This window comes from Streptacidiphilus neutrinimicus (assembly GCF_000787815.1).
Taxonomy (GTDB): Bacteria; Actinomycetota; Actinomycetes; order Streptomycetales; family Streptomycetaceae; genus Streptacidiphilus; species Streptacidiphilus neutrinimicus.
Genome location: NZ_BBPO01000004.1, coordinates 164,337 through 186,409, shown reverse-complemented (window position 1 = coordinate 186,409; position 22,073 = coordinate 164,337). Strand labels below are relative to the sequence as shown.

General features: G+C 73.2%; 21 protein-coding genes. 9 read left to right on the top strand and 12 right to left on the bottom strand.

Annotated features, from left to right (window positions below):
* Positions 1–61: 61 nt before the first annotated feature.
* Complete coding sequence (locus TR48_RS05170) at positions 62–1,570, bottom strand: IPT/TIG domain-containing protein (protein WP_042364645.1); 1,509 nt, start codon at positions 1,568–1,570, stop codon at positions 62–64.
* Positions 1,571–1,907: 337 nt separating this feature from the next.
* On the opposite strand from TR48_RS05170, the gene TR48_RS45175 reads away from it, so the two are divergent.
* A complete protein-coding gene (locus TR48_RS45175; protein WP_052442415.1) occupies positions 1,908–2,477 on the top strand; it encodes a methyltransferase family protein in 570 nt (189 codons plus the stop codon).
* 123 nt (positions 2,478–2,600) lie between these two features.
* On the opposite strand, the gene TR48_RS05160 is transcribed toward TR48_RS45175, so the two are convergent.
* From TR48_RS05160 to TR48_RS05150, 3 genes are all read right to left on the bottom strand, one after another.
* Complete coding sequence (locus TR48_RS05160; RefSeq protein ID WP_052442405.1) at positions 2,601–3,956, bottom strand: glycosyltransferase; 1,356 nt, start codon at positions 3,954–3,956, stop codon at positions 2,601–2,603.
* A gap of 541 nt (positions 3,957–4,497) precedes the next feature.
* Complete coding sequence (locus TR48_RS05155) at positions 4,498–5,379, bottom strand: SGNH/GDSL hydrolase family protein (RefSeq protein ID WP_042364643.1); 882 nt, start codon at positions 5,377–5,379, stop codon at positions 4,498–4,500.
* A gap of 465 nt (positions 5,380–5,844) precedes the next feature.
* Positions 5,845–7,908, bottom strand: a complete 2,064-nt coding sequence (locus TR48_RS05150; protein ID WP_042364642.1) for a phosphocholine-specific phospholipase C — start codon at positions 7,906–7,908, stop codon at positions 5,845–5,847.
* Positions 7,909–8,248: 340 nt separating this feature from the next.
* Between TR48_RS05150 and TR48_RS05145 the strand changes: the two genes are divergently transcribed.
* The 3 genes from TR48_RS05145 to TR48_RS05135 all read left to right on the top strand — a co-directional run bounded on the left by TR48_RS05145 (position 8,249) and on the right by TR48_RS05135 (position 10,121).
* The gene (locus tag TR48_RS05145) at positions 8,249–9,076 is read left to right on the top strand and encodes an aldo/keto reductase (protein WP_042364641.1); all 828 of its coding nucleotides are present in this window, start codon (positions 8,249–8,251) and stop codon (positions 9,074–9,076) included.
* Positions 9,077–9,165: 89 nt separating this feature from the next.
* Positions 9,166–9,666, top strand: a complete 501-nt coding sequence (locus TR48_RS05140) for a nuclear transport factor 2 family protein (protein ID WP_042364640.1) — start codon at positions 9,166–9,168, stop codon at positions 9,664–9,666.
* Entirely contained in the window at positions 9,666–10,121 is a 456-nt protein-coding gene (locus TR48_RS05135) for a GNAT family N-acetyltransferase (RefSeq protein WP_084728833.1), read from the top strand. The genes TR48_RS05140 and TR48_RS05135 overlap by 1 nt, the downstream gene beginning before the upstream one ends.
* 74 nt (positions 10,122–10,195) lie before the next feature.
* Here the strand turns inward: TR48_RS05135 and TR48_RS05130 are convergent, their stop codons facing one another.
* The 5 genes from TR48_RS05130 to TR48_RS05110 all read right to left on the bottom strand — a co-directional run bounded on the left by TR48_RS05130 (position 10,196) and on the right by TR48_RS05110 (position 13,876).
* Positions 10,196–10,504, bottom strand: coding sequence for a hypothetical protein (locus tag TR48_RS05130; RefSeq protein WP_152627798.1), 309 nt, complete (start codon positions 10,502–10,504; stop codon positions 10,196–10,198).
* Positions 10,501–10,791, bottom strand: coding sequence for a hypothetical protein (locus TR48_RS05125; RefSeq protein ID WP_042364637.1), 291 nt, complete (start codon positions 10,789–10,791; stop codon positions 10,501–10,503). The genes TR48_RS05130 and TR48_RS05125 overlap by 4 nt, the downstream gene beginning before the upstream one ends.
* Before the next feature lie 139 nt (positions 10,792–10,930).
* Positions 10,931–11,968: an FAD-dependent oxidoreductase gene (locus TR48_RS05120; protein WP_042364636.1), complete on the bottom strand. Its 1,038-nt coding sequence runs from the start codon at positions 11,966–11,968 to the stop codon at positions 10,931–10,933.
* A gap of 69 nt (positions 11,969–12,037) precedes the next feature.
* Positions 12,038–12,643, bottom strand: coding sequence for a hypothetical protein (locus TR48_RS05115; protein ID WP_042364635.1), 606 nt, complete (start codon positions 12,641–12,643; stop codon positions 12,038–12,040).
* A gap of 144 nt (positions 12,644–12,787) precedes the next feature.
* Positions 12,788–13,876 carry a quinone oxidoreductase family protein gene (locus TR48_RS05110; protein WP_084728804.1) on the bottom strand — a complete coding sequence of 363 codons (1,089 nt, stop codon included), beginning with the start codon at positions 13,874–13,876 and terminating at the stop codon, positions 12,788–12,790.
* Positions 13,877–13,977: 101 nt separating this feature from the next.
* On the opposite strand from TR48_RS05110, the gene TR48_RS05105 reads away from it, so the two are divergent.
* Positions 13,978–14,871 (top strand): LysR family transcriptional regulator, encoded by an 894-nt coding sequence (locus tag TR48_RS05105; RefSeq protein ID WP_042364634.1) that lies wholly within the window; start codon positions 13,978–13,980, stop codon positions 14,869–14,871.
* Positions 14,872–14,889: 18 nt separating this feature from the next.
* Here the strand turns inward: TR48_RS05105 and TR48_RS05100 are convergent, their stop codons facing one another.
* Together TR48_RS05100 and TR48_RS05095 are read right to left on the bottom strand one after the other, a co-directional pair.
* The gene (locus TR48_RS05100) at positions 14,890–15,111 is read right to left on the bottom strand and encodes a hypothetical protein (RefSeq protein ID WP_042364633.1); all 222 of its coding nucleotides are present in this window, start codon (positions 15,109–15,111) and stop codon (positions 14,890–14,892) included.
* Positions 15,108–16,352, bottom strand: a complete 1,245-nt coding sequence (locus tag TR48_RS05095) for a glycosyltransferase (protein ID WP_236652011.1) — start codon at positions 16,350–16,352, stop codon at positions 15,108–15,110. The genes TR48_RS05100 and TR48_RS05095 overlap by 4 nt, the downstream gene beginning before the upstream one ends.
* Before the next feature lie 184 nt (positions 16,353–16,536).
* Between TR48_RS05095 and TR48_RS05090 the strand changes: the two genes are divergently transcribed.
* The 3 genes from TR48_RS05090 (at position 16,537) to TR48_RS05080 (ending at position 19,222) form a co-directional block, all read left to right on the top strand.
* A complete protein-coding gene (locus TR48_RS05090; protein ID WP_084728802.1) occupies positions 16,537–18,345 on the top strand; it encodes a cholesterol oxidase substrate-binding domain-containing protein in 1,809 nt (602 codons plus the stop codon).
* Between the two features lie 161 nt (positions 18,346–18,506).
* Entirely contained in the window at positions 18,507–18,776 is a 270-nt protein-coding gene (locus tag TR48_RS05085) for a hypothetical protein (RefSeq protein ID WP_152627797.1), read from the top strand.
* Between the two features lie 200 nt (positions 18,777–18,976).
* A complete protein-coding gene (locus tag TR48_RS05080) occupies positions 18,977–19,222 on the top strand; it encodes a hypothetical protein (protein ID WP_152627796.1) in 246 nt (81 codons plus the stop codon).
* Positions 19,223–19,257: 35 nt separating this feature from the next.
* Here the strand turns inward: TR48_RS05080 and TR48_RS05075 are convergent, their stop codons facing one another.
* Positions 19,258–20,259: a glycosyltransferase family 2 protein gene (locus TR48_RS05075; RefSeq protein ID WP_161789775.1), complete on the bottom strand. Its 1,002-nt coding sequence runs from the start codon at positions 20,257–20,259 to the stop codon at positions 19,258–19,260.
* A gap of 265 nt (positions 20,260–20,524) precedes the next feature.
* On the opposite strand from TR48_RS05075, the gene TR48_RS05070 reads away from it, so the two are divergent.
* Positions 20,525–21,982: an MFS transporter gene (locus TR48_RS05070; protein WP_042364629.1), complete on the top strand. Its 1,458-nt coding sequence runs from the start codon at positions 20,525–20,527 to the stop codon at positions 21,980–21,982.
* Positions 21,983–22,073 lie beyond the last annotated feature (91 nt).

The following is a 22,073-nucleotide window of genomic DNA, read 5'->3' as shown; positions in this document are numbered from 1 at the left end:
CGCCCGGGGACGACCGCGCGCTCCGTCTACGGGCCGCCCCGGGGAGCGGGGCGGGCGAACGCTACCGGCCGGTGTAGGTGAACTCGTCGGCAGGGCTGGTGGGAGAGGTGTGTTCGCCGACCGTCACGGTGATGTCCACCGTCTGCGACACGTCGGGCTGGTCGGGGGCGGTGGCGATGAGCTGGCCGGTGGAGACGAACTTGACCGAGTCGGACACCTGGTTCCCGAAGTGCACGGTGGCGCCGTCCGCGAAGCCCGAGCCGCCGACGGTGACGGAGGTGCCGACGTTGCCTCTGCGCGGGCCGACCTTGTTGACCACCACGGGTGCGGGCCCGCCATAGGCGAACTGCCCCATCGCGACAGCGGGCGAGGTGGCGAGGTCGTTGGTGACGCGGACGTGGACGACGCCGAAACCGATGGGCGCCCGTGCGGTGATCTTGGTGCCCGAGGGGTCGATGACGGGCTCCTTGTCCTTGCAGGCGAAGGGGCCGAAGTCGACCACGCAGTCCTGACTGAAGCCGCTGCCGTAGATGGTCACCTCCTGGCCCGGCCCGCCGAAGGTCGGGGTCACGTACTCCACCTTCGGCCCGGCCGGGACGAGAGGCGCCCCCACCAGCCCCAGGTAGGTGTCGTTCGCGTGCTGGAAGGCGACCTGGCCGAGGAAGTCCTGGGTGGTCTTGTTGACCAGGTCCTCGTCGAGGACCGTGTATCCGGGGTTCATCAGGCAGAGCGTGCCGGGCTGGACGTAGACGTGGCCCTTGGTGCGCTTGGAGATGTTGTCGATCTTGCTTTTGACCTCGTCGGTGGCCTGCGGTCCCGGGCTCGGGTACCAGTCCTTGGTGACGTCGAGGTCGGCCCAGGCGTGCGGCACGAGGTCGTAGGCGTTGTTCTGGCGCTCGTCGACGACCCACTGCCGGGTGCCGAAGAAGTCGGCGAAGTTCTGCAGGCCGGCGGTGGGAGCGGCGAAGGTCATCACCGCGAACTGCGGATTCTTCGGCAGCGGGTTCGCCTGCAGGTACAGGGCGAGCATGCTGGCGATGCAGCCGCCCAGGCTGTGACCGGTCAGACAGACCGTCGGCCGCGGCGACTGGGGCGCCGCGGTCAGCGCGATGGCGAGCGCATCGAAGAGCCTGCGGTTCGGGATGGGCGAGGCGGCGGTCGAGTAGGCGCCGACGACCCGGTCGAACGCCTGCTTCGCCCCGAGGGACACGTCGATGGGCTTCGGCGGTTTGCTCTCGGGGAACGGGACGACGATGCCGACCTCGAGGTCCTCGAGGATGTCGGTCAGATCGGCGTCCGTGCCGCGGGCGACCACGGCGAACTGGTTCGAGCCGTCGGTGCTGCGTGCGATGTAGGCCATGTTGGCGTTGGCGTCGCTCAGGGCGAGCCACGCCAGTTCCCATGCGCCCTGCGTGGCAAGGCTGGGATCGCCCAGCTGCGCGTCGATGCCGCGGATGATGCGTGCGGCCTGCTGCTCCAGCTTCTCCCCGGACGGACGCGGGGTGTTCGCGGTGGCCGCGAGGGCGGCCAGGGTCATGGTCACCTGGGCGACTGCGGGATCGGATGCCATCGTGGTGTCTGCTCCTCGGTTCGGTTACCGGCGGGGAGGCGGACGGCCTTGCGACGGCATCAAGGCAGACGTGCGCCGGGCCGACCGCCAGAGTTGTTCGCGTACCATCAGACTCCTCCCCCGCACCGTCTGCTGCCTTTCCCGCCCGCGGGTTGACCAGGTTCACCTTCTTGGCCGCCCGCCAAAACGTCTGTGCGATTCGCCGGAGGCGGGGCGCGAGCCGGGGCTCGTCCACCTGCGGGTGGAGTGCGGGGTGTCCACCCGTGGTGGGGTGTGCGCGAGTCGGGTGGTGGGAGACCGTGGAGGCATTCCGCCGTCGACTGTGGGGAGCGCCGCCGTGGATCTGCCGAGTCTCTTCTCCGTGCTGGGCCTGCTGTGCTGGATCGGCTACGAGGTGCTGCTGCGCCGCCGCGAGGACGCGGACGCGGCGACCTGGGAGACCGACGAGCGCGACCGGGGATCCACTCGGCTCCTGATCGGGTGCTGTCTCGCCGCCGCCCTGGTGAACATCGCTTGCGGCTCGGCCTCGGTCGGCATGGTCCCGGATGCCGTGCGCTGGATCGGCGTCGCCGTCCTGGTCGGCGGACTGGTCCTGCGCGCCTGGGGCATGCGCACGCTGTCCGCGTACTACACCCGCACCCTGCGCACCGTCGACGACCAGCGCGTCGTCCAGGAGGGCCCCTACCGTCTGATCCGCCACCCCGGCTACTGCGGAAGCCTGCTGGTGTGGATCGGCTACGCGTTCGGGCTGGGCAGCTGGCCCGCGACGGTCCTCACGGCCGTGATCCTCGGCGCCGCGTACATCTGGCGCATCACGGCCGAGGAGCAGCTCCTGCTCGCCGCCCTCGGCCCCGCCTACGCGGGCTACCGGCTCCGCACGAAGCGGCTGATTCCCTTCGTCTACTGAGCGCGCTGACGGAACGCCCCGGCACTGTGACCATGCGCCGCTCTCGTACGCGTGGTCACGCGTCCGGGACCCCGGCGCGGCGCGGCGGAGTCGCCCGGCGCGAGGTCGCCCGGCGCGGGGCGCTCAGGCGCGCCGCGGGACCGTGGCCGCCGGTTCGGTGAGCGGGGCGGGGCGCCGCAGGTGAAGGCGTTCGGCGCCCGCGGTGAGCAGCCGCGCGGCGCGGGACCCCGCACGTGCCGTCCCCGCCGTGGCGTGCGACGTCGCATGCTTCGCGTGCCAGTCGCGGGCGAGGTCCGCCACGACGTGGGCGGCCTGGCGGTGTTCGGGCAGGGGGGCGAGGTGGACGCGGCCGCGCCCGGCCTGTTCCGCCAGCGCGTCGGCGAGGGCCTGCGGGTCGCGCGGCCAGGGGGCGAGGCCGGAGGCGGCCAGCGTGGCGGCGTTGGCGCGGCCGTGGCCGGAGATGACCTCGTAGCTGACCGCCGGGAGGCCCGCGACCAGGGCCTCGGTGAAGGAGAGCCCGCCCGCGTTGTGGACCAGCACGTCCGCAGCGCCCATCAGCGCCGGCACGTCGGTGCGCCAGCCGAGCGCGATCACGTCCGGCAGCGCGGACAGCCGCTGTCGCAGCCGCTCGTTGCGGCCGCAAAGGACGACGGGCGTCACGCCGTCGACGGCGCGCAGCGCCTCGACGCTGGAGGTGACGTCGCCCAGGCCCATCGAGCCGGTCATCAGCAGGGCCATCAACCGGGCCTCCGGCACGCCGAGTTCGGCGCGCAGCGCGGCGCGCTCGGCGACGGGGAGCGGGACGGCGAAGCTGTCGCAGGCCAGCGGCCCGGCGGCGGCCATCGGGACGCCGTAGCGCTCGCTGCCCTCGGCCGCGGTGGCCTCGGTGACGGTGAGGTGGACCTGCACCCGGGGGTGGACCCAGAGCCGGTGCGGGGCAGGGTCGGTGAGGTAGCAGACGGTGGGGACGGTGAGCGCGCCCTCCTCCGTCAGCAGGCCCATGCTCTGCGCGGCGAAGGGGAAGGTGGTGACGACCGTGTCCCAGCCCTCGTCCACCCAGCGGCCGAGCTCGCGCGAGGCCATCCGGCACAGGTAGAGGGTGAGGGAGCGCACCACCGAGTCGTGCTCCTCGTTCTGGAAGAGCCACTCGAAGAACCAGGGCATCTTCCCGGCGCTGAACTCGTAACCGTCCTGGAGCAGCCGGCGGTAGCGGCGCGGCAGCGTGTCGAGGTAGTCGCGGCAGCTGACCTCCAGGCCGAGGTCGGTCAGACGGCGCGTCAGCTCGTTGGCGGCTCCGTTGTGTCCGGCGCCGACGCTGCCGGTGACGACCAGCACGCGCGGCGGCCGGTCGGCCGAGGCGGGGTGCCGCTCGCACCCGTCGTCGCCGCGCCGGGCGCGGCGCGGCCGGGTGGCCTGCGCGGGGACGTGGAGGGACGCGGGGGCGGCGGCCGGGGGCGCGGGGGTCTGCACAGCCTGCATGGATCTTCCGCTCGACGACGACGATGACGCCTGGACGGTGCCCGGGGAGGCACGGCGGACGCGGGCCGTCGCCGGTCGGGCGCGGCCTCACGTCTCGCGCCGTACCCTAGGCGAGATCCGGAGTCCTCCCGTCCCGTTTCGGATGAGCACTGAACGGCGAGTCGGTGAACGTGTGTCGTCCCGCGCGACGTCCGCGCCGCGTCCGCTGCCACGGGCCGGGAGCGGGCCGGAGCGGTCGTGCGTCAGCCGAGCAGCTCCGGGGCGTGGCGGGCCACCAGGACGTCCCAGGCAGCACGGGCGCGACGACCTCCTCCCGCACCTGCCTGCAGTAGGCCTGACCCGGGCCTTTTCCGGCGCGCCGAGCGGCGCGGCGGCACGATCCCGTTCCAGCCGTGCCCCGCGCCGTCGCACGGCCGTCACCGGCCCAGGCCGGGATGGAAGGGGGCACGGCTCACGGTCGAGGGCATGGCGACTGCAGGCCTTGCGTCCGAACCGGCGCGGGCCGGCCCCGGTGCGGTGGGGCCGGCGCCGCGCGCGGGAGTCAGCCGAGGCCGAGGGTGGCGGCGATCTGGTCGGCCATCGCGGACTCACCGGTCGCGTTGGGGTGGACGGGCACGTAGTTGGTGCCGAAGAGGATGGGTTCGATCCAGCGGGTGCCGGAGGGCTCGCACGCGTCGTGACCGTCGGAGACGGCGGACATGTCGACGTAGGTGACACCGTTGTCGGCGGCCGCGCGCTGGACGGCGGCGTTCAGGTGGGCCTCGAGATCCCGCAGGTAGGGGATGTCTCCGGAGGCGATCGGCATCTTGGCGAAGCAGCCGGGCACGGCCTGCGCGGGGACGATCCAGGGGTAGCCGACGATCGCGATCCGCGCGTTGGGGGCCTTGGCCTTGACCGCGGCGAGCGTGGCGTCCAGGGACTGGTAGGTCGTGGTGTCGATGGTGTTGTCGAAGCTGTCCCCGTAGATCGACCGGCACGGGTGGCCGAATCCGAGCGTGGCCACGCCCGCCGAGCCGCAGGCGAGGACCGCGTCGATGAAGGTGTTGCTGTCGTTGCCGCCGATGGTCATGGTGACCAGGTCGGTGCTGTCGTTCAGCGCGTCCAGCTGCGGGGCGACGCCGGGGTACTGCGAGCCTGCGTAGTCCTGCGTCTTCGCGCCGCCGCAGGTGACGTCGGTGAGGTCGAGCCCGAGTCTGCTCGCCAGGTCGTGGGGGTAGTTGACGGCCGACCGGGCGCACTCCAGCGGCGCGCTCAGGTCGAGCGGCAGCACGCCGGAGCCGGCGCTGTAGCTGTCGCCCATGGCGACGTAGTCGAGCGCGGAGGACGCCTGCGCCTGGGCGGGGACGGTGAGGCACATCCCCGCGACGGCGGAGACGGCCACGGCGGCCGCGGCGAGACGACGGGAGCGGGCACGGAGCGACATGCGGGGTCTCCTTGAACCGGGGGTGGGGCCGTGACAGGAGAAAAATCGACGGCACCCGGGGAGAGATCAGGTGTCGTCGATGTTTCCGCTAAGTTACCGACCGGGAAGTTACCCACTGGTTCATGAGAGGGCAAGAGACACGACGCCATCCGTGACACGGTCCGCCTGATTGGCCGTCAGCTGCCCCTTTTCGCACGAAAACGGCTGGCGGGGAGGGTCGCGCAAGTGCCAGGGTGCGGCGCATGACGCCTCAGTTCGACCTCACCCGCTGGCCCGCAGGGCCGCCGCGCTGGCGCAGGGCGGGCAGACGGCCAAGGCGCAGCGGCTGCTGCCGCCGGAGCGCGTCTACCAGCTGCCGGCTCCGCTGGAGGACCGCCTTCTGCCGGAGCTGAGGCCCGGCCCCGGGTACGCCTGCGGCCCCGGCGGTGATCCGCCGGGGCCGCAGGCCGGAGTACGACCGGACGGTCAGCGGCGGCCGATGGCCGGGTCGCTGGTGCCCGCCCGGCCCGTCTCCACGTGACCGGCGAGGCGGCGCAGCGCCGACGGGTGCTGCTCGGTCAGGACCGAGACGTCGTACCAGCCGGAGGTGCGGCCGGTGTCGATGCGGTGCTCGACCTTGGCTCCCGGGCGCAGCTGCACCGAGGCCGGGTGCTGCGCGCCGTAGGCGTCGACGAGGGCGACGCGCAGCGCGGTCGCGGCGTGGTTGGTCAGCGTGAGCAGCAGGTGTCCGGAGTCGCCCTCGTGGCGGGCCGTCACCTCGACGCCGCGCTCGCCCGCGTCGCCGCGGAACTGGCGCACGAAGCCGGCGGGGCCGTGCACGGTCAGCTCGTAGGGGCCGCTGGCAGGGGCCGTCCACGTGTTCGCGAGCTCGCGGCCCGCCTCGACGGTGAAGCTCCACGGGCCGTCGGTGCGGGTGGTGGAGGTGGCCAGGAACTGCGCGCCCACGCCGCACTGGCTGGCGAACTGCACGGTCAGCGCGCCCTTGGCGTCCACGCTGCCGTCCACGCGCAGGTCGTACGGGAGCGGGCGGGCCGGACGGGTGCCCGGCTCCTGCTTCGGCAGCGCCGGGTCGGCGGGCAGCGTCGGCACGTAGTCGGGGTGGCGGTTGGCGTCCTTTGGCACGTAGGCGGCCGTGGACGGCAGCTTCGGCGTGGCCGTGTGGTGGCGGCGGAAGTCGAACGCGGCGGTCAGGTCGCCGCAGACCGCGCGGCGCCAGGGCGAGATGTTGGGCTCGTGCACACCGAAGCGCTGCTCGATGAACTGGATGATCGAGGTGTGGTCGAAGGTCTGGGAACAGACGTAGCCGCCGGTGCTCCAGGGTGAGACCACCAGCATGGGCACGCGCGGCCCGAGGCCGTAGGGTCCGGACACCCCGCCGCTGCCGGTGTACAGCTCCTGGGTGATATCGGCGGTCGACGCGCCCTGCGCCGCGCTCTCGGGCGCGAACGGCGGGACGACGTGGTCGAAGAAGCCGTCGTTCTCGTCGTAGGTGATCAGCAGCGCGGTGCGGCTCCACACCTCGGGGTCGGCCGTCAGCGCGTCCAGGACCTGCGAGAGGTACCAGGCGCCGTAGTTGACGGGCCAGTTGGGGTGCTCGGTGAAGGCCTCCGGCGCGACGATCCAGGAGACCTGCGGCAGCTTGCCCGCCTTGACGTCGGCGCGCAGCACGTCGAAGAAGCCGTCGCCGGCGCTCACGTTGGTGCCGGTGCGGGCCTTGTCGTACAGCGGGTCGCCGGGCTGGGCGTTGCGGTACTGGTCGAAGTAGAGCAGCGAGTTGTCGCCGTAGTTGCCGATGTACGCGTCGCTGGTCCAGCCCCAGTAGCCGTTGCCGTCCAGGCCGGTGCCGACGTCCTGGTAGACCTTCCAGGAGACCCCGGCCGCCTCCAGGCGCTCGGGATAGGTGGTCCAGGCGTAGCCGGCCTCGGCGTTGGAGATGACCGGGCCGCCGCCCTTGCCGTCGTTGCCGCAGTAGCCCGTCCACATGTAGTAGCGGTTCGGGTCGGTCGGGCCGAGCAGCGAGCAGTGGTAGGCGTCGCAGACGGTGAAGGCGTCGGCGAGGGCGTAGTGGAACGGGATGTCGTCACGGGTCAGGTGCGCCATCGAGGTCGCGCTCTTGGTGGGCACCCAGCGGTCGTAGCGGCCGTGGTTGAGCGCGCCGTGCGTGGAGTTCCAGTCGTGCGGGAGGTCCTCGAGGAACTGCAGGCCCATGTCGGGCGCGTCGGGGTGGAACGGCAGCACGTCCTTGCCGCCGTTCGCGCCGCCGTCGTTCTGGTACCAGACGGCCTTGCCGGACGGCAGCGTGACCGGGTTCGGGTCCCCGAAGCCGCGCACGCCGCGCAGCGTGCCGAAGTAGTGGTCGAACGAGCGGTTCTCCTGCATCAGCACGACGATGTGCTCGACATCGCGCAGGCTCCCGCTGGCGCGGTTCGCGGGGATCGAGGCGGCGCGCGCGATGCTGGTCGAAAGCGCGGTGGCGGCTGCCGTACCACCCGCGAGCTGGAGGAAGCGGCGTCGGTTCAGCGAGGACATGTCGGCTCCGGTGTGTTGGTGCTGCCGGCTACGGGACTCGGGGCTGGGCACAACCTGTCTGAACAAGTTGCGCACCACCGGGAGGATTCTCTGCAGGCGCGCGGGAACAGGCAAGGGCCGGTCGGCAGCGCACAGACGAATGGAAGGCGAACGCCCGGGTGGACACCCCGAGGAGGGCCCTCTCCCTCCAACTGCGGCCTGTCCGACAGCCGCTGAATATGCGTCCCGGAAGGCGGGCCGCCTTCCCCACCCCGTGTGTCACCGCTTCCGCCGCCGCTCGTGTTGCGGCACGGGCCGTGCCTGGCGGGCGTCCGGGGTCGCGGCTGGCAGACTGGCCTCCATGCAGACGATCACGCTGAACAACGGTCTGACCATGCCCCAGCTGGGCTTCGGCGTCTGGCAGGTGCCGGACGCGGAGGCCCGCAGCGTCGTCGCGGAGGCGCTGCGCGCCGGTTACCGGAGCATCGACACCGCCGCCATCTACGGGAACGAGGAGGGCGTCGGGCTCGCGCTGCGAGAGAGCGGCGTGCCGCGCGAGGACCTGTTCGTCACCACGAAGCTGTGGAACACCGAGCACGCCCACGACGACGCGCTGCGCGCCTTCGACGCGAGCCTGAACCGGCTGGGCCTCGACTACGTCGACCTGTACCTGATCCACTGGCCGGTGCCCTCGCGGGACCGCTACGTGGACGCGTGGCGCGCGCTGGAGAAGATCGCCGCCGGCGGACGGGCGAAGGCCGTCGGCGTGTCGAACTTCAACGCCAAGCACCTCGAGCGGCTCTTCGCCGAGACCGGCCTCGTCCCGGCCGTCAACCAGGTGGAGCTGCACCCGTACTTCCCCCAGACCGAGCTGCGTGCCCTGCACGAGAAGCACGGCATCGCCACGGAGGCCTGGAGCCCCCTCGGCCAGGGCCGCGGCCTGCTGGAGGACGCCTCGCTGGTCGCGATCGGCAAGAAGCACGGCAAGACCGCGGCTCAGGTCGTCCTGCGCTGGCACCTGCAGCTGGGGAACATCGTCATCCCCAAGTCGGTGACCCCGGAGCGGATCCGGCAGAACTTCGACGTCTTCGACTTCACCCTCGATGCCGAGGACCTGGCCGCCATCGCCGAACTCGACCGCGGCGGCCGCATCGGCCCGGACCCGGACACCTTCGACTGGATGGGCTGACCCGCGCGGGACGCGCCGGGCGCGCGCCGCGCCCGGCGCGTCCCGGGAAACCAGTTGGTCGGCGCACGGACGCTTTGGTAGGAAGAGCCATGACCACGCACGCCGAGCACGACGACCAGACCCACGCGCTGACGACGATGCTCGCCGAGCTGGCCTGTGAACGGGTCGTCGTCGAGTTCGTCCACCGCCTCGACCTCGGGGAGCCGGGTTCGGTCGCGGAGCTGTTCACCGAGGACGGGGCGTGGCACTGGCCGGACGGGGAGCGGCGGGTCGAGGGGCGTGAGGCGCTGCGCGCCTACTTCGCCGGGCGGCCGGCGGATCGGCTGTCGCGGCGGCTGATGACGAACATCCTGGTCACCGTCGAGTCGCCGACGACGGCCCGCGCCGTCTCGTATCTGACGACGTACCGGGTCGACGGCTACACCGGCGGCATGATCGAGCCCCGGCTGCCCGCCAACGTCGGCCACTACGAGGACACGTTGCGCAAGGTCGACGGCCGCTGGCTGATCGCCGTCCGCACGGTCCAACTCGCCTTCGGTGCCGAGACCGAGCGCGTCGCGCCGGTCACGTCGCAGCAGGTCGGCCGGTGATCCGGATCAGGCCTGCGCTGCCCTCGGAGGCGGCCGCGCTCAGCGAGCTCGCGCTGCGGTCCAAGGGTCACTGGGGGTACGACGAGGCGTTCCTGGCGGCGTGTCGGGAGGAGCTGACGCTGCACGGCGAGGAGCTCGCGGCGAAGCGGGCCGTGGTCGCCGAGGAGGACGGGCGCCTGCTGGGGCTGGCGACGCTGGAGGGCGAGCCGCCTGTCGGCGAGCTCGGGATGCTTTTCGTCGCGCCCGAGGCGATCGGGCACGGCGTCGGCGGGGCGCTCTACCGGCACGTGGCGTCGACCGCGCGGGGGCTCGGCTGCACGCGGCTGGAGCTGGACGCGGACCCGAACGCAGAGGCGTTCTATCGAGCCATGGGCGCCGAGGTGGTCGGCGCGTCCCCGTCCGCGTCCGTCCCGGGCCGGATGCTGCCGCGCATGGCGGCCGTCCTGGAGCCCTGAGCCTCCGGGCTGCAGCTGGGGCGCCGCGGCTCGGGCTGGGGCGGACGGGCCGGGGCGGACGGGCCGCTGCCCGCTCAGGCCATCCAGACCACGTCGGTGACGCGCAGTTCGCGGTGGTCGGGCAGGACGACGTAGGAGACGAGCACCGGCTCACGCGGTATCACCAGGGAGAGCCGCCCGTCGGAGAGCCGCATGCCCGGGGACTCGCGGCCCGCGTCGACCGCCGCGCCCGCTTCCAGCGCGAGTGCGCGCAGGAAGCGCAGGACGGAGCGGCACAGCGCCTCGCCCGCGTCGCCGGACTTCAGCATGTCGAGCAACTCGTCGTCCACACCCGGTCCGGTGACCAGGCTCCACCCGTCCGGCATCGGGTCGGTACCGGTCAATCCAGCCCGCCGGTGCGGGCGGCGAGCTCGTCCAGCGTCAGGCCGCCGCGGCGCGCCAGCGCGTCGGCCAGGCGCTCGGCACGGCCCGGGAGCTGGTCGAGCATGGCCTCGCGCCACCAGGTCTCGATCACCAGGTTGATCGGCTCCCCCGCCTCCGCGCCGAGCACCTCGGCGTAGAAGGCGAGGCGCTTCTCGTTGCTGAGCGCGTTGCCGACGCCCTGGATGCTGCGCGCGATGGCCGGGACGCGCGGGTCGTCGTCGGCTCGGTGGACCGGCTGTGCGCTCACGCGTGCCTCCTGGGTCGCCCGGGTGCTTCCACCAACGTACCGGTCCGGGCGCCCCCATGGGGACGTCTCGGAACGCGCGCCGAGGGCCGGTGCTCCGACCGGCAGGGGCCGCGCACCGGCCCCTCCCCCGGGCGCCGACTCAGCAGCCGGGCGCCCCGGCCTGCTTGACCAGGTCCAGCACCTCGGCGGCGCAGCCCCAGGAGACGGTGACGCCCGCGCCACCGTGCCCGTAGTTGTGGATCAGGACCGCTCCGCCCGTTCCGCCCGTCCGGGCCGGCCCGTAGGTTCCGTCCGTCCCGGCGGGGCGCTCCGCCGTCTCCAGCCGCACCTGCTCGCGGGCCGGGCGCAGACCCACGCGCGTGCCGAGCACCTCCGCACCGCGCAGCTCGGGCAGGACGGCCGTACAGCGGCGCAGGATCGCCTCGCTGACGGCCGGTGACGGTTCGAGGCTCCCGTCGCCGCGCTGCACGGTGCCGCCGAGGACGGCGGTGTCGCCGTGCGGGAACGCGTACGTCAGCTCAGGGGCGTCGGGCGTCTCGTCGCCGAAGAACTCACGCAGCGCCCCGCCGTGCCGGACCACGACCACCTGCCCGCGCACGGGCGTGACGCCGGGATCGGGGACGAGCGACGCGGCGCCGATCCCGGAGCAGTTCACGACGACGGACGCCTCCCGCGCCGCCTCGTCCAGCGAGCGATAGGCGTGGGCGCGCACCGCGCCGCCGGCGTGGGTGAACCGCCGCTCCAGCCAGGCGAGGTAACGGGGCATGTCGAGCACGGGGGACCGCCGCCGCCAGCCGACGACGTACCCGGGCCGCAGCTCCGCCTCCGTGCAGGGCCGGGCGCCGGCCGCGACGGCCCAGCGCGGCGCCTGGGTGGGCGTCAACGACTGGTGTGTGCCCTCGATCACGGCCACGCCCGTCTCGTCCGGGCCCGCGGCGAGCTCCTCGAAGATCGGCATGCTGGTCGCCGCCCAGGCCGCGACCCGGTCCTCCGGACCGATCATGAACGGCCCCCAGGTGGCCCCGGCGGCCGCGGACGTCGTCGCACCGGGCGGCCGTTCCGCGTCCACCCGCACCCGCAGCCCGGCCTCGGCCAGCACCACCGCCGTGGTCAACCCGATGACTCCCGCCCCGACCACCACCACGTCGGGACGCCCCACCTCGTCACTCGCGCTCATTCCCCGACCATGTCACACCCGGCCCCACCGGCGCACCGGTGCCTCGGACCGCGACGGCTCCCGCCCGGCTCAGCCGCGCTTGGGGAACGTCAGGTCCAGCAGACCCTTCTTCGGGTCCGGCGCGAGCAGCCAGTCGTAGCGCACGACCGCGGCGAGAGCCAGCAGCAGGCTCACCCGCCGGTCGTGCAGGCGCAACGCGTAGCGTGCGTGCACGCCCTTCAGCCGCGCGAGTTCGAAACCGTCACTGCCGGGCCCCTCGAAGGAGATGCGGTAGTCGAGGACGAGATCGACCGCACCGCCCGCGAAGGGCAGGACGGCGAGCGCGGGGGCGTGGCGTAAGCGCGCCCCCTTGCCGTGGGGCGTGCCGGTCAGCGGCGGCAGCCCGGGCTGCTCGACGGTCCAGGACTCGGTGCGGAACTGCGAGTCCTGGTAGTGACTGACGGTCCCGTGCTTCGTGCCGTCGGCCGCCCTGGCCCCTACGGTGGTGACCGACCCCACCGGCTGGTCGAGCCGCGGCCCGACGAACGCCTCCAGGGGATGCGGTGAGCCGTAGAAGTACGGCTTGTACAGCCGCACAGCGGGCGTGTCCGACCCCGCGGGCAGCACGTCGAACGTGCTGCTGTCGCGCTCGTTCCGGGCGACCACCGTCGCGGCGTCGAGCTGAGGAACCGCCATGCGCCAACCCTCCCCGTGCACCCCTGGATGCTGCCGACCGGCCGAGCGTAACAGACGAAGATCACCGGCAGGCGTTACCGGCCGGTCACTGACGCCACGTCATCCATGGTCTGTTGGAACCGGTTTGACGAACAGCGGGCCTGGTCACCGGGTCGACGGGGTGAGGCTGGTGCGGTCGAACGGGCCGCCGTGCGCGGCGGCGTAGGCGACGGCGTCGTTGACTGCATCGAGGTCGAACGACCGCACCCGCTCGGGGGCGAGCTCCAAGGCGCCCGAGGCGAGGAGCCGGATGACGCCGACATTGGCGGTGCGCGGGTACATCCACTGCCCGCGCACGGTGATCGAGTTGCGCATGATCCAGGGGTACGGGAGGGCGAGGTCGTCGCCACCGAGCATGCCGACCCCGCCCATGAGGACGACCCGGCCGTACTCGCGCACGGTCATGGCCGCCGCGCGCGAGGCCGTGCTGGGGGCGCTCGGCGGGAGCAGGTCGATCACCATGTCGATCGGGCCGTCGGCCGCCGCGGACATCGCCGCCCGGTCGGCAGCCTCGTCCCCACTCAGCGGGACCGGGCGCAGACGCGGACCGAACCGGTCGGCGAGAAGGTCGAGCACGGCCTTGTTGCGGCCGGGGGCGACCACCCGGCCTGCGCCCATCGCGAGCGCCACCGCGACCGCGCTGCTGCCGAGGTTCCCGGTGGCCCCGCTGACGAGCAGCGTCTCGCCGGCCGCGAGCCCGCCGGCCAGCAGCCCGCCGTAGGAGATGGTGTGCACGGTGAGCGCGGCCCAGCGGGCCGGATCCTCCCCGGCCGCGGCGGGCAGCGGGAAGACGTTCTCCGTCGGGACCCGCATGAGCTCGGCGAACGCGCCGTCGTGCAGGTGCTCAGCGAGCCGCGCGCCGCCCTCGCCGCGCGAACTCCAGCCCTGGAGTGTGATGTCGGGCGTCAGGGCGTCGTCCCGCGAACGCACCGTCGGGTCGCACCACACCAGGTCGCCGACCCGCAGCCGGGTGGCGTCGGGCCCGACGTGGACGATCCGCCCGACCGCGCCGACACCGGGCACGACAGGCGGGACGAGCGGGTACCTCCGCTCGCCGCTGAAGACCTCGGCCGCGTAGGGCGCCACGGCGGCGGCGAGGACCTCGACCAGCACCTCACCACCGCCGGCCTCGGGGTCCGGCGCCTCCCGCACCACGAGTGGGGCGCCGAACCGCGTCAGAACTGCCGCTCGCATGTGATGACCTCCGTGTTCGTCCGTGCTCTCCAGGTCGACACTAGGAGCGGGACGAGCATGCGGGAAGCGATGATCCAGCACCTCTGGTATGCGTAGGACGCATGGACATCTCCAGCACGGGACTGCGGGTCCTGCGGCAGATCGCCGAGTCCGGCAGCTTCACCGCGGCGGCCGCCAAACTCGGCTACACGCAGTCGGCCGTGTCACGCCAGGCCGCCGCCCTCGAACACAGTGCCGGTACCACCCTGTTCGAACGCCGCCCGGACGGCGTGCGGCTCACTCCCGCGGGCCTGACCCTGCTGCGGCACGCCCACACCATCCTCGCCTCGCTCACCGCGGCCGAGCGTGAACTCACCGGCGCCGACCCGCGCACCCAACTCGTGCGGCTCGGAGCGGTCCTGAGCGCGGGCTCGGTGATGCTGCCCGCCGCACTCACGCACCTCGCGCAGGCCGACCCGCAGATCACGGTCACCACCCGCGAGGGCACCACGCCCTCCTTGCTCCGGGCGCTGCGCGCGGGCTCGCTCGACCTCGCCGTGCTGACCTCCCGCCCACCCCACCGACCCTTCGACAGCGAGTCGCCGCGTCTGCACCTCGAGGCTGTCGCCGACGCCGAACTGGTCGTGGCCGTGTCCTCGACGGGGGACTTCGCCGGACGCAGCACGGTGCACCTCGCCGACCTGGTCGACGCCGCATGGATCGCCACCCCGTCGTCGACCTCCGAGCCGCTGCTCGGCGTCTGGCCCGGCCTGCCCGGACGGCCGCGCGTCGTCCACTCCGCACGCGACTGGCTGACCAAGCTCCACCTGGTCGCCGGCGGTTTCGGCGTGACCACGGTGCCGTCCCGCCTCTCACCGGTGCTGCCGCCCGGGGTGAACCTGGTGCGCGTCGAGGGAGCACCCCCCGAGATCCGCCGGGTGCTCGTGGCACGCCTCCCCGGCCACCCCACCCCGGCGGTCATCGCCGTCACCCGAGCGATCGCGTCGACGGCCTGAACCGCCACCGCGGGAGCGTTACACCGGCACCTGGTCGGCGGCGGCGAGGAGAGCGCGGAGGGGCGTGGTGTCGGGGGTGTCGGAGACGGCAGCGTCCAGAGCGTCGTCCATGCCCGCCTCCCAGGCGCCCGGGAGGGCGACGCCGGGGGCACCGGACCAGGTGATGTCCGGGAGCGCGTGCCCGGCCTCGGGCTCCGGAGCCGCAGACGTGAGCGCGTCGGCTCTGCCCGCCCTGCTCATTCCAGCCGCTCCAACCAGGAGACCACCGGGCCGCAGCCGTCCTCGGCGCGGATGAGGGCGCCGAGGTGGCGGGCGCGGTCGCGGTGGCCGTCGGCGCGGGCGGCCCGGGTGAGCAGCGGGGTGAGGGCGCGGGCGTCGAGGCCGCGCAGCGGGACCGCGCCCGGGGAGACGCCGAGGGCCCGGAGGCGGGAGGCCCAGAAGGCCGCGTCGAACTGGACCGGGACGGGCACGGAGGGCACACCGGCCCGGAGCGCGGCGGCGGTGGTGCCCGCGCCCGCGTGGTGGACGACGGCGGCGGTGTGGGGGAAGACCAGCGCGTGCGGGAGTTCGTCGACGGTGAGCATGTCGTCGCCCTCGGCGTGCAGGCCCGCCCAGCCGCGTTGGACGATGCCGCGCAGGCCCGCCGCGCGCAGCGCGGCGACGAGGGCGGCCGAGGTGCGCTCGGGGTCGGGCACCGTCGCGCTGCCGAGGCCGACGAAGACCGGTGGCGGCCCGGCCAGGAGGAAGTCCCGGACCGGCTCCGGGAGTTGCGCGGTCGGCGGGCAGTGCGGCCACCAGTAGCCGCAGACGTCCAGCCCGGCGCGCCAGTCGCGGGGACGCGGCACGACCAGCGGGCTGAAGCCGTGCAGGACCGGCCACTCCTCGCGTTCCCGCGCATGCCGGGTGGCACGGACGCCCGCGGGCGGGAGGGCGAGGCGTCGGCGCATGCCGCGGGCGGCCTCGACGAAGATCAGATCCAGGGCGGCGTTGACGGCCTGCGCGCTGAGCCGGTTGCCGGTGCGCCCCAGGGACCGGACGCCGACGACGGGGGCGAGGAACTCGCCCGTCGGGGCGAGGGGCTGGAGGTAGACGCCGAGGCTGGGCAGGGCGAGGCCCTCGGCCAGGACGTGCCCGATGGGAGCCAGGACGGCGGAGAGCAGCAGCACGTCCGCCTGGCAGGCGGGGGCCACCATGGCGTCCGCGAGGTCGGCGACGTGGGAGCGTGCCAGCGCGATCATGCGCGCGAGCTTGCCCGCGCCGGTCGTGGCTCGGTGCAGGCCCCGGCCCGCGCCGGACTCCAGCTCCGCACGCGGATCCACCGGGAGCCCATGGAAGCCGAGGCCCGCCTCCTTGGCCAGGCCCTCGAACCGGCCGTGGGTCACCAGCGTCACCTCGTGCCCGGCGCGCGCCAGGGCGTGCCCGAGGCCGGTGTAGGGCGCGACGTCGCCTCGCGAGCCCGCCGTCATCAGTGCCACACGCATGCGAACAGTCTTCCCCGTCGCCCGCGAACCCATGACCGACACCCACGATCACCCCACCAACGAGCGACGCTTGACTTCTCGCCCAACCCACCCCACCGTACAATCTGACGATCCATCAGCTACCGCTGTCAGCTGACCGCACGCAGCCCGGCGCGGCCCGTCAGGAGGGACGGCTACGCAAGCCATGGGACACGTGCGCAAGGACTCCGAACACTCCCGAGCATCCGAGGCCGGGAACCGCTCGGCCTCCCCCGTGCTGTCGCGACGCGCCCTGCTCGGCGCGGGCGCGGCGGCGCTGGCGGTGACCACCGCGCAGTGGACGCCGCTCGGGCGCATCGCCGCAGCGAGCGCGGCCAGCACCCTCGCCGCGCCACCGCAGTTCCCGTCCGGGATCGCGCTCTACCAGCAGACATTCCAGAACTGGTCCGAGGAGGTCGTGGTCGAGGGTCTGTGGAGCGCCTCCCCCGCCTCCCCCGCGGACGTGGTGACCCTCGCCAACTGGGCGCACGCCAACGGGTGGCGGCTGCGGCCGCGCGGCGGCGGCTACAGCTGGTCTCCGCTGGTCGCCCCCGCCGGGACGCCCGCCAACGTGCTGCTGGTCGACTCCTCGAACCTGACGGCCGTCAGCGTCAACGGCGCCGGGGCCGCGAGCGGCGGCGCCAGCGTCACCGTCCAGCCCGGCGCGACGATGGACACCCTGCTCGGCACGCTCAAGTCGGCCGGCCTCGGCTTCACCGGCTTCCCGGTGATCGGCGCCGGGACGGTGGGCGGCGCGCTGGCGACCGGCGGCCGCGGCACCGGCGTCCCGGCCGTCGGCGAGACCAGGCTCCCCGGGCACACCTACGGCTCGCTCAGCAACCTGGTCCTCAGCCTGACCGCCGTCGCCTGGGACCCCGCACAAGGGGCGTACACGCTGCGCACCTTCCAGCGGACCGACCCGCAGATCCAGGCGCTGCTGGTGAACCTCGGCCGGGTCTTCGTCACCGAGGCCACCCTGCGCGTCGGCCCCGACCAGCGCCTACGCTGCCAGAGCTGGTTCAACGTCGCGGCCACCGACCTGTTCGCGCCCCCGGCCTCGGCCGGCTCGAAGTCGCTGGCCTCCTACGTCGACCGGTGCGGGCGCGTGGTGTGCATCTGGTTCCCGTTCACGACCTCGCCCTGGCTGCGGGTGTTCACGCCGACGCCGAGCCAGCCGTGGGTGTCGCGCGCGGTCACCGGACCGTACGACTTCACCTTCAACGACATCGTCCCCAAGAGCGTCTCGGACCTGCTCTCCCAGATCGTCGCCGGGGACGCGGCGGCGACGCCGCAGTTCACCGCCGCGCAGATGGACGCGATCAGCGCCGGCCTGATCGCGACCGGCACCTGGGACATCTGGGGCTGGTCCAGCGACGTCCTGCTCTACGTCCGCCCGACGACGCTGCGCATCACCTCCACCTGCTGCAACGTGGTCACCTCGCGGGCGAACGTGCAGCAGGTGGTGAGCGACTTCTACGCCCAGTACAGCGCGAAGCTGGCCGCGTGCGCGGCGCAGGGCCAGTACCCGATGAACGCCCCGCTGGAGATCCGCGTCACCGGCCTCGACCAGCCCGGCGACTGCGCCGTCCCCGGCGCGCTGGGCGCGCAGCTCTCCCCGCTGCGCACCCGCCCCGACCACCCGGAGTGGGACACCTCCGTGTGGTTCGACATGACGACGGTGCCGATCACGCCCGGCTGCCACCAGTTCATGGGCGAGATGGAAAGCTGGGTCCGCTCGCACTACACCGGCTCGTACGGCGCGGTGCACAACGAGTGGCCGAAGGAGTGGGCCAACAGCCCCTCCGGCGCGTGGACGGACACCGCCGCGATCGGCGGGGCCATCCCCGCCTCCTACACCGACGGCCAGGCGGCGGGCGACGGCTGGAACGCGGCGGTGGCGACCTTCACCGCACTGGACCCGAACGGGGTCTTCGGCAGCCCGTTCCTGGACCGCGTCCTGGTGCCGGAGTCCTGAAGTCCGGCTCGTCGGGCGGAACGTGGGGCGGGGTGGAGGCGAGCCCGGTAGCAGCTCTCGCGGGAGGTTCCGTGCGCGTGCGCAGCATCTCCACAACCGGTGTACGCTCCCTTCCCACCCCGGGGCGCTGATCAGCAGGTTTGCTTGGGTAGAGTGCGCGGATGCACGAGAGACGACACCGCCCGATGTCCCCCGCCGAGGCCGCGTCCCTGCGCGCCTCGTCCCCCGTGGACGAGGCGCTGCTGCAGCGGATCCGCGCCGCGCTCGTGAGCCGGGAGACCCCCGGCGCCGAGCCCGCGCCCGAGGCCGAGGCCCTCGCGGACCCGGAGCCGCACAGGGACACCGACACCGACACGTCAGCGGACGCCGAGAGCGACCCGACGCAGAGCGATCCGACGCAGAGCGACCCGACGGCGACCGCCTCGGCGTGAGCGCCCGGCTCGACGCGCGGACCCGGTGGCGCTGATCCGATCACCCGACAGGAGCATGGCGGCAGCGTGCCCGAATCGGCGGCGTCAACACCGTCCGAGACAGGTTCACTCGTGTCGCACGAGTGATTCCGCGTGTCCTGCCTGGAGGATTTGACCGAATTCCTCGCGTTTCTTCCTTCACTCCTGAGAGGTCTGAGGTCATGATCCGTCGTCTTGGAACCGTGCTGGCGGGCGGCCTGCTGTTGACGATCGTCGGTCTGACGACGCTGCCGACCGCAGCGTCCGCCGACACCGGCAGCAATAGCCCCCAGTCGCAGACCTACCTCTGCGATGTCGGCGACTCGGGCTCCACGGCCACGGTCCAGACGACGGACATCAACGGCGCGCAGGCCGTCATGCCGAGCCTCTTCGGCATGGAGCTGAGCAACTGCCGCCTGGCCCAGTAGCGGCGTCAGCGTCCAGGGCCTGACGAACCTGACGACTACGAGCGCGACAGCACGACCCTGGCGACGGCGGGCATGCGCGCGGTCTGGAAGGCCGCATAGCCGCCGTTGCCCAGGAGCTGGAACTTGACGCCCTCCTTGCCGGCCGGGCGCTCGTAGCCGTCGGGGACGTAGCGCTGGTAGTGGGCGGCGGCCCGCTGGAAGAAGTCCTGGCGCCGGCTGCGTGGCAGGCAGTCCGACAGGGCCAGCAGGAAGAGGTACTGGCGGACCATCCGGGTGAAGAGGTGGGGCACGACGTCCGTGCGGCCCTGGGCCTCCAGCAGGCCGAAGCTCTCCTCGTAGCGGTCGAACACATCGAAGTGGGTGCCGTCGGGGCCGCCCGCCGGGTGGGCGGTGTGGCGGCGGCGCAGCTGCGCGCAGTCCCACTTGAGCACGGCCGCCGTGGAGGCGGCGAGCATCAGGCGGTGCTGGACGGAGATCTCCTCGTGCAGGCCGTCGGGGAAGGACGCGCCGACACGTACCCACAGGTCGCGGCGGACCAGCCGGTCCCACATGTAGGCGGGCGCGCCGAAGAGTTGGGGTTGGTCGGCGGGGGCGAAGGTCCCCGCGCCCTGCCCGGCCAGGAGCTCGGCGGCGCCGCCGGGCCACGAGCGGCCGCGGTGCAGCCGGGTGTGGCCGAAGAGCAGCACGTCCGGCCTGTCGCACGCGCGCAGCCGGTCGGCCATGGCCTGGAGCGTGCCGTCCCACAGGACGTGGTCGGCGTCGAGGAAGAGCAGGTACTCGCCGGTCGCACGCGCCGCGCCGGCGTTGCGGGCCGCTCCGACGGAGGCGACGGCGTCCAGGCGCACGGCCGACACCCGATGGTCCTCCAGCTCCACGGCGCCGACGACGTCCGGCGGGCACTCGGGGGACGGGTCGGCCGCGACGACGACCTCGATGTCCCGGAAGGACTGCCCGAGCACCGACTGAAGGCAGGTCCCCAGGGTGCCCTGGAGGTCGTACGCGGCGACGATGACAGTGATCAATGGTGAGCTGGACACGCCACGGGAACTTAGGGCCCACCGCGCCGCGCCACAAGATCGATAACGGCCACCCGCTGCATTGTTATACAAGCTCCCGCAATCCTTCACCGCGTCCGCACGAAGCCGTCAAGGCCGGTGCGACCAGGCGGCGGGCGATCCACCGGACGATCACGCGCAGCGGCATTCACGGTGCATTGATTGTGCATAGCGCACATCATATGTACTGTGCATAACGGCCCCCTTCGCACGCTTCACGCTCGCAGTCATCGCAAGGAGATTCCCAATGGACGGCTCGCAGCCGGCTCCCCGCACCGGCGTCGTCGTCGGCGTGCTGGCCGTCGCAGGAATCGTCGTCTCACTGATGCAGACCCTGATCGTCCCGCTGATCGGCGAGCTGCCGACGCTGCTGCACACCACCGCGGGCAACGCGTCCTGGGCCGTCACGGCGACGCTGCTCGCCGCCGCCGTCACCACGCCGGCGATCGGGCGCCTGGCGGACCTCCACGGCAAGAAGCCGATGCTGCTCCTGTGCCTGGCCCCGGTGATCGCGGGCTCGGTCGTGTGCGCGACGGCGGGATCACTCGCACCCATGATCATCGGTCGCGGCCTGCAGGGCATCGGCGCGGGCCTGGTGCCCATCGGCATCAGCACACTGCGCGACCTGCTGCCGCCGCAGAAGATGGGCTCCGCGATCGCGCTGATCAGCTCCTCGCTCGGCATCGGCGGCGCGCTCGGCCTGCCCATCTCCGCCGCCGTCGCCCAGCACGCCAACTGGCACGTGCTGTTCTGGGCCGCCGGAGCCCTCAGCGTCCTGGTCGGCGCACTGATCTGGGTTCTGATCCCCGCCGTTCCGGCGCGGGCCGAGGGCGGCTTCGACGGCCCCGGCGCGCTCGGGCTCGGCACCGGGCTGGTCTGCCTGCTCCTGGCCATCTCCAAGGGCGCCGACTGGGGTTGGGCGAGCGGCACCACCCTCGGCCTGGTCGGCGCGGCCGTCGTCGTCCTGCTCGCCTGGGCCCGGTGGGAGCTGCGCTCCGCCTCCCCGCTGGTCGACCTCCGGGTCACCGCGCGCGGCCAGGTGCTGCTGACGAACGCAGCCTCCATCGTGGTGGGCTTCGCGATGTACGCCTCCGCCCTGATCGCCCCCCAGCTGCTGCAGCTGCCCAAGGCCGCCGGATACGGCCTCGGCCAGTCCATGCAGGCGGCGGGCCTGTGGATGGCCCCGGCGGGCCTGATGATGATGCTCGTCTCCCCGCTGGGCGCGAAGCTCTCCGCCGCGCGCACCCCGAAGACGACGCTGGTCGTCGGCAGCCTCGTCATCGCCGTGGGGTACGGGTCGTCGGTCGCGCTGATGGGCTCGGTGTGGGGGCTGCTGGCCGCCTCGATCGTCATCAACAGCGGCGTCGCCCTCGCCTACGGCGCGATGCCCGCCCTGATCATGGGCGCGGTCCCGCTCTCGGAGACGGGCTCGGCCAACAGCTTCAACACGCTGATGCGTTCCATCGGCACCACCTTGTCCGCCGCCGTCGTCGGCGTCGTCCTCTCCCACATGACGACCCGCTTCGGCCCGTACGCCCTGCCCTCCCTGAACGGGTTCCGCACGGGCATGCTCGTCGGCTGCGGCGTCTCCCTCGCGGCCGCGGCGGTCGCCTTGTGCATCCCGCTGCGCAACCCTGCCCCGCAGGTGTCCGTCCCGACGCCCCACTCCCCCGTCCCGGCCGACCCCGACTGCTCCGCGGTCTGACTCCCGGTCAGACCCACCCCGGCAGCGCCTCCGTCGCCTCCCGCCACGCCTGCGGGACGCCGTCCGCGCCGACGCCCGCCGCGACGATCCC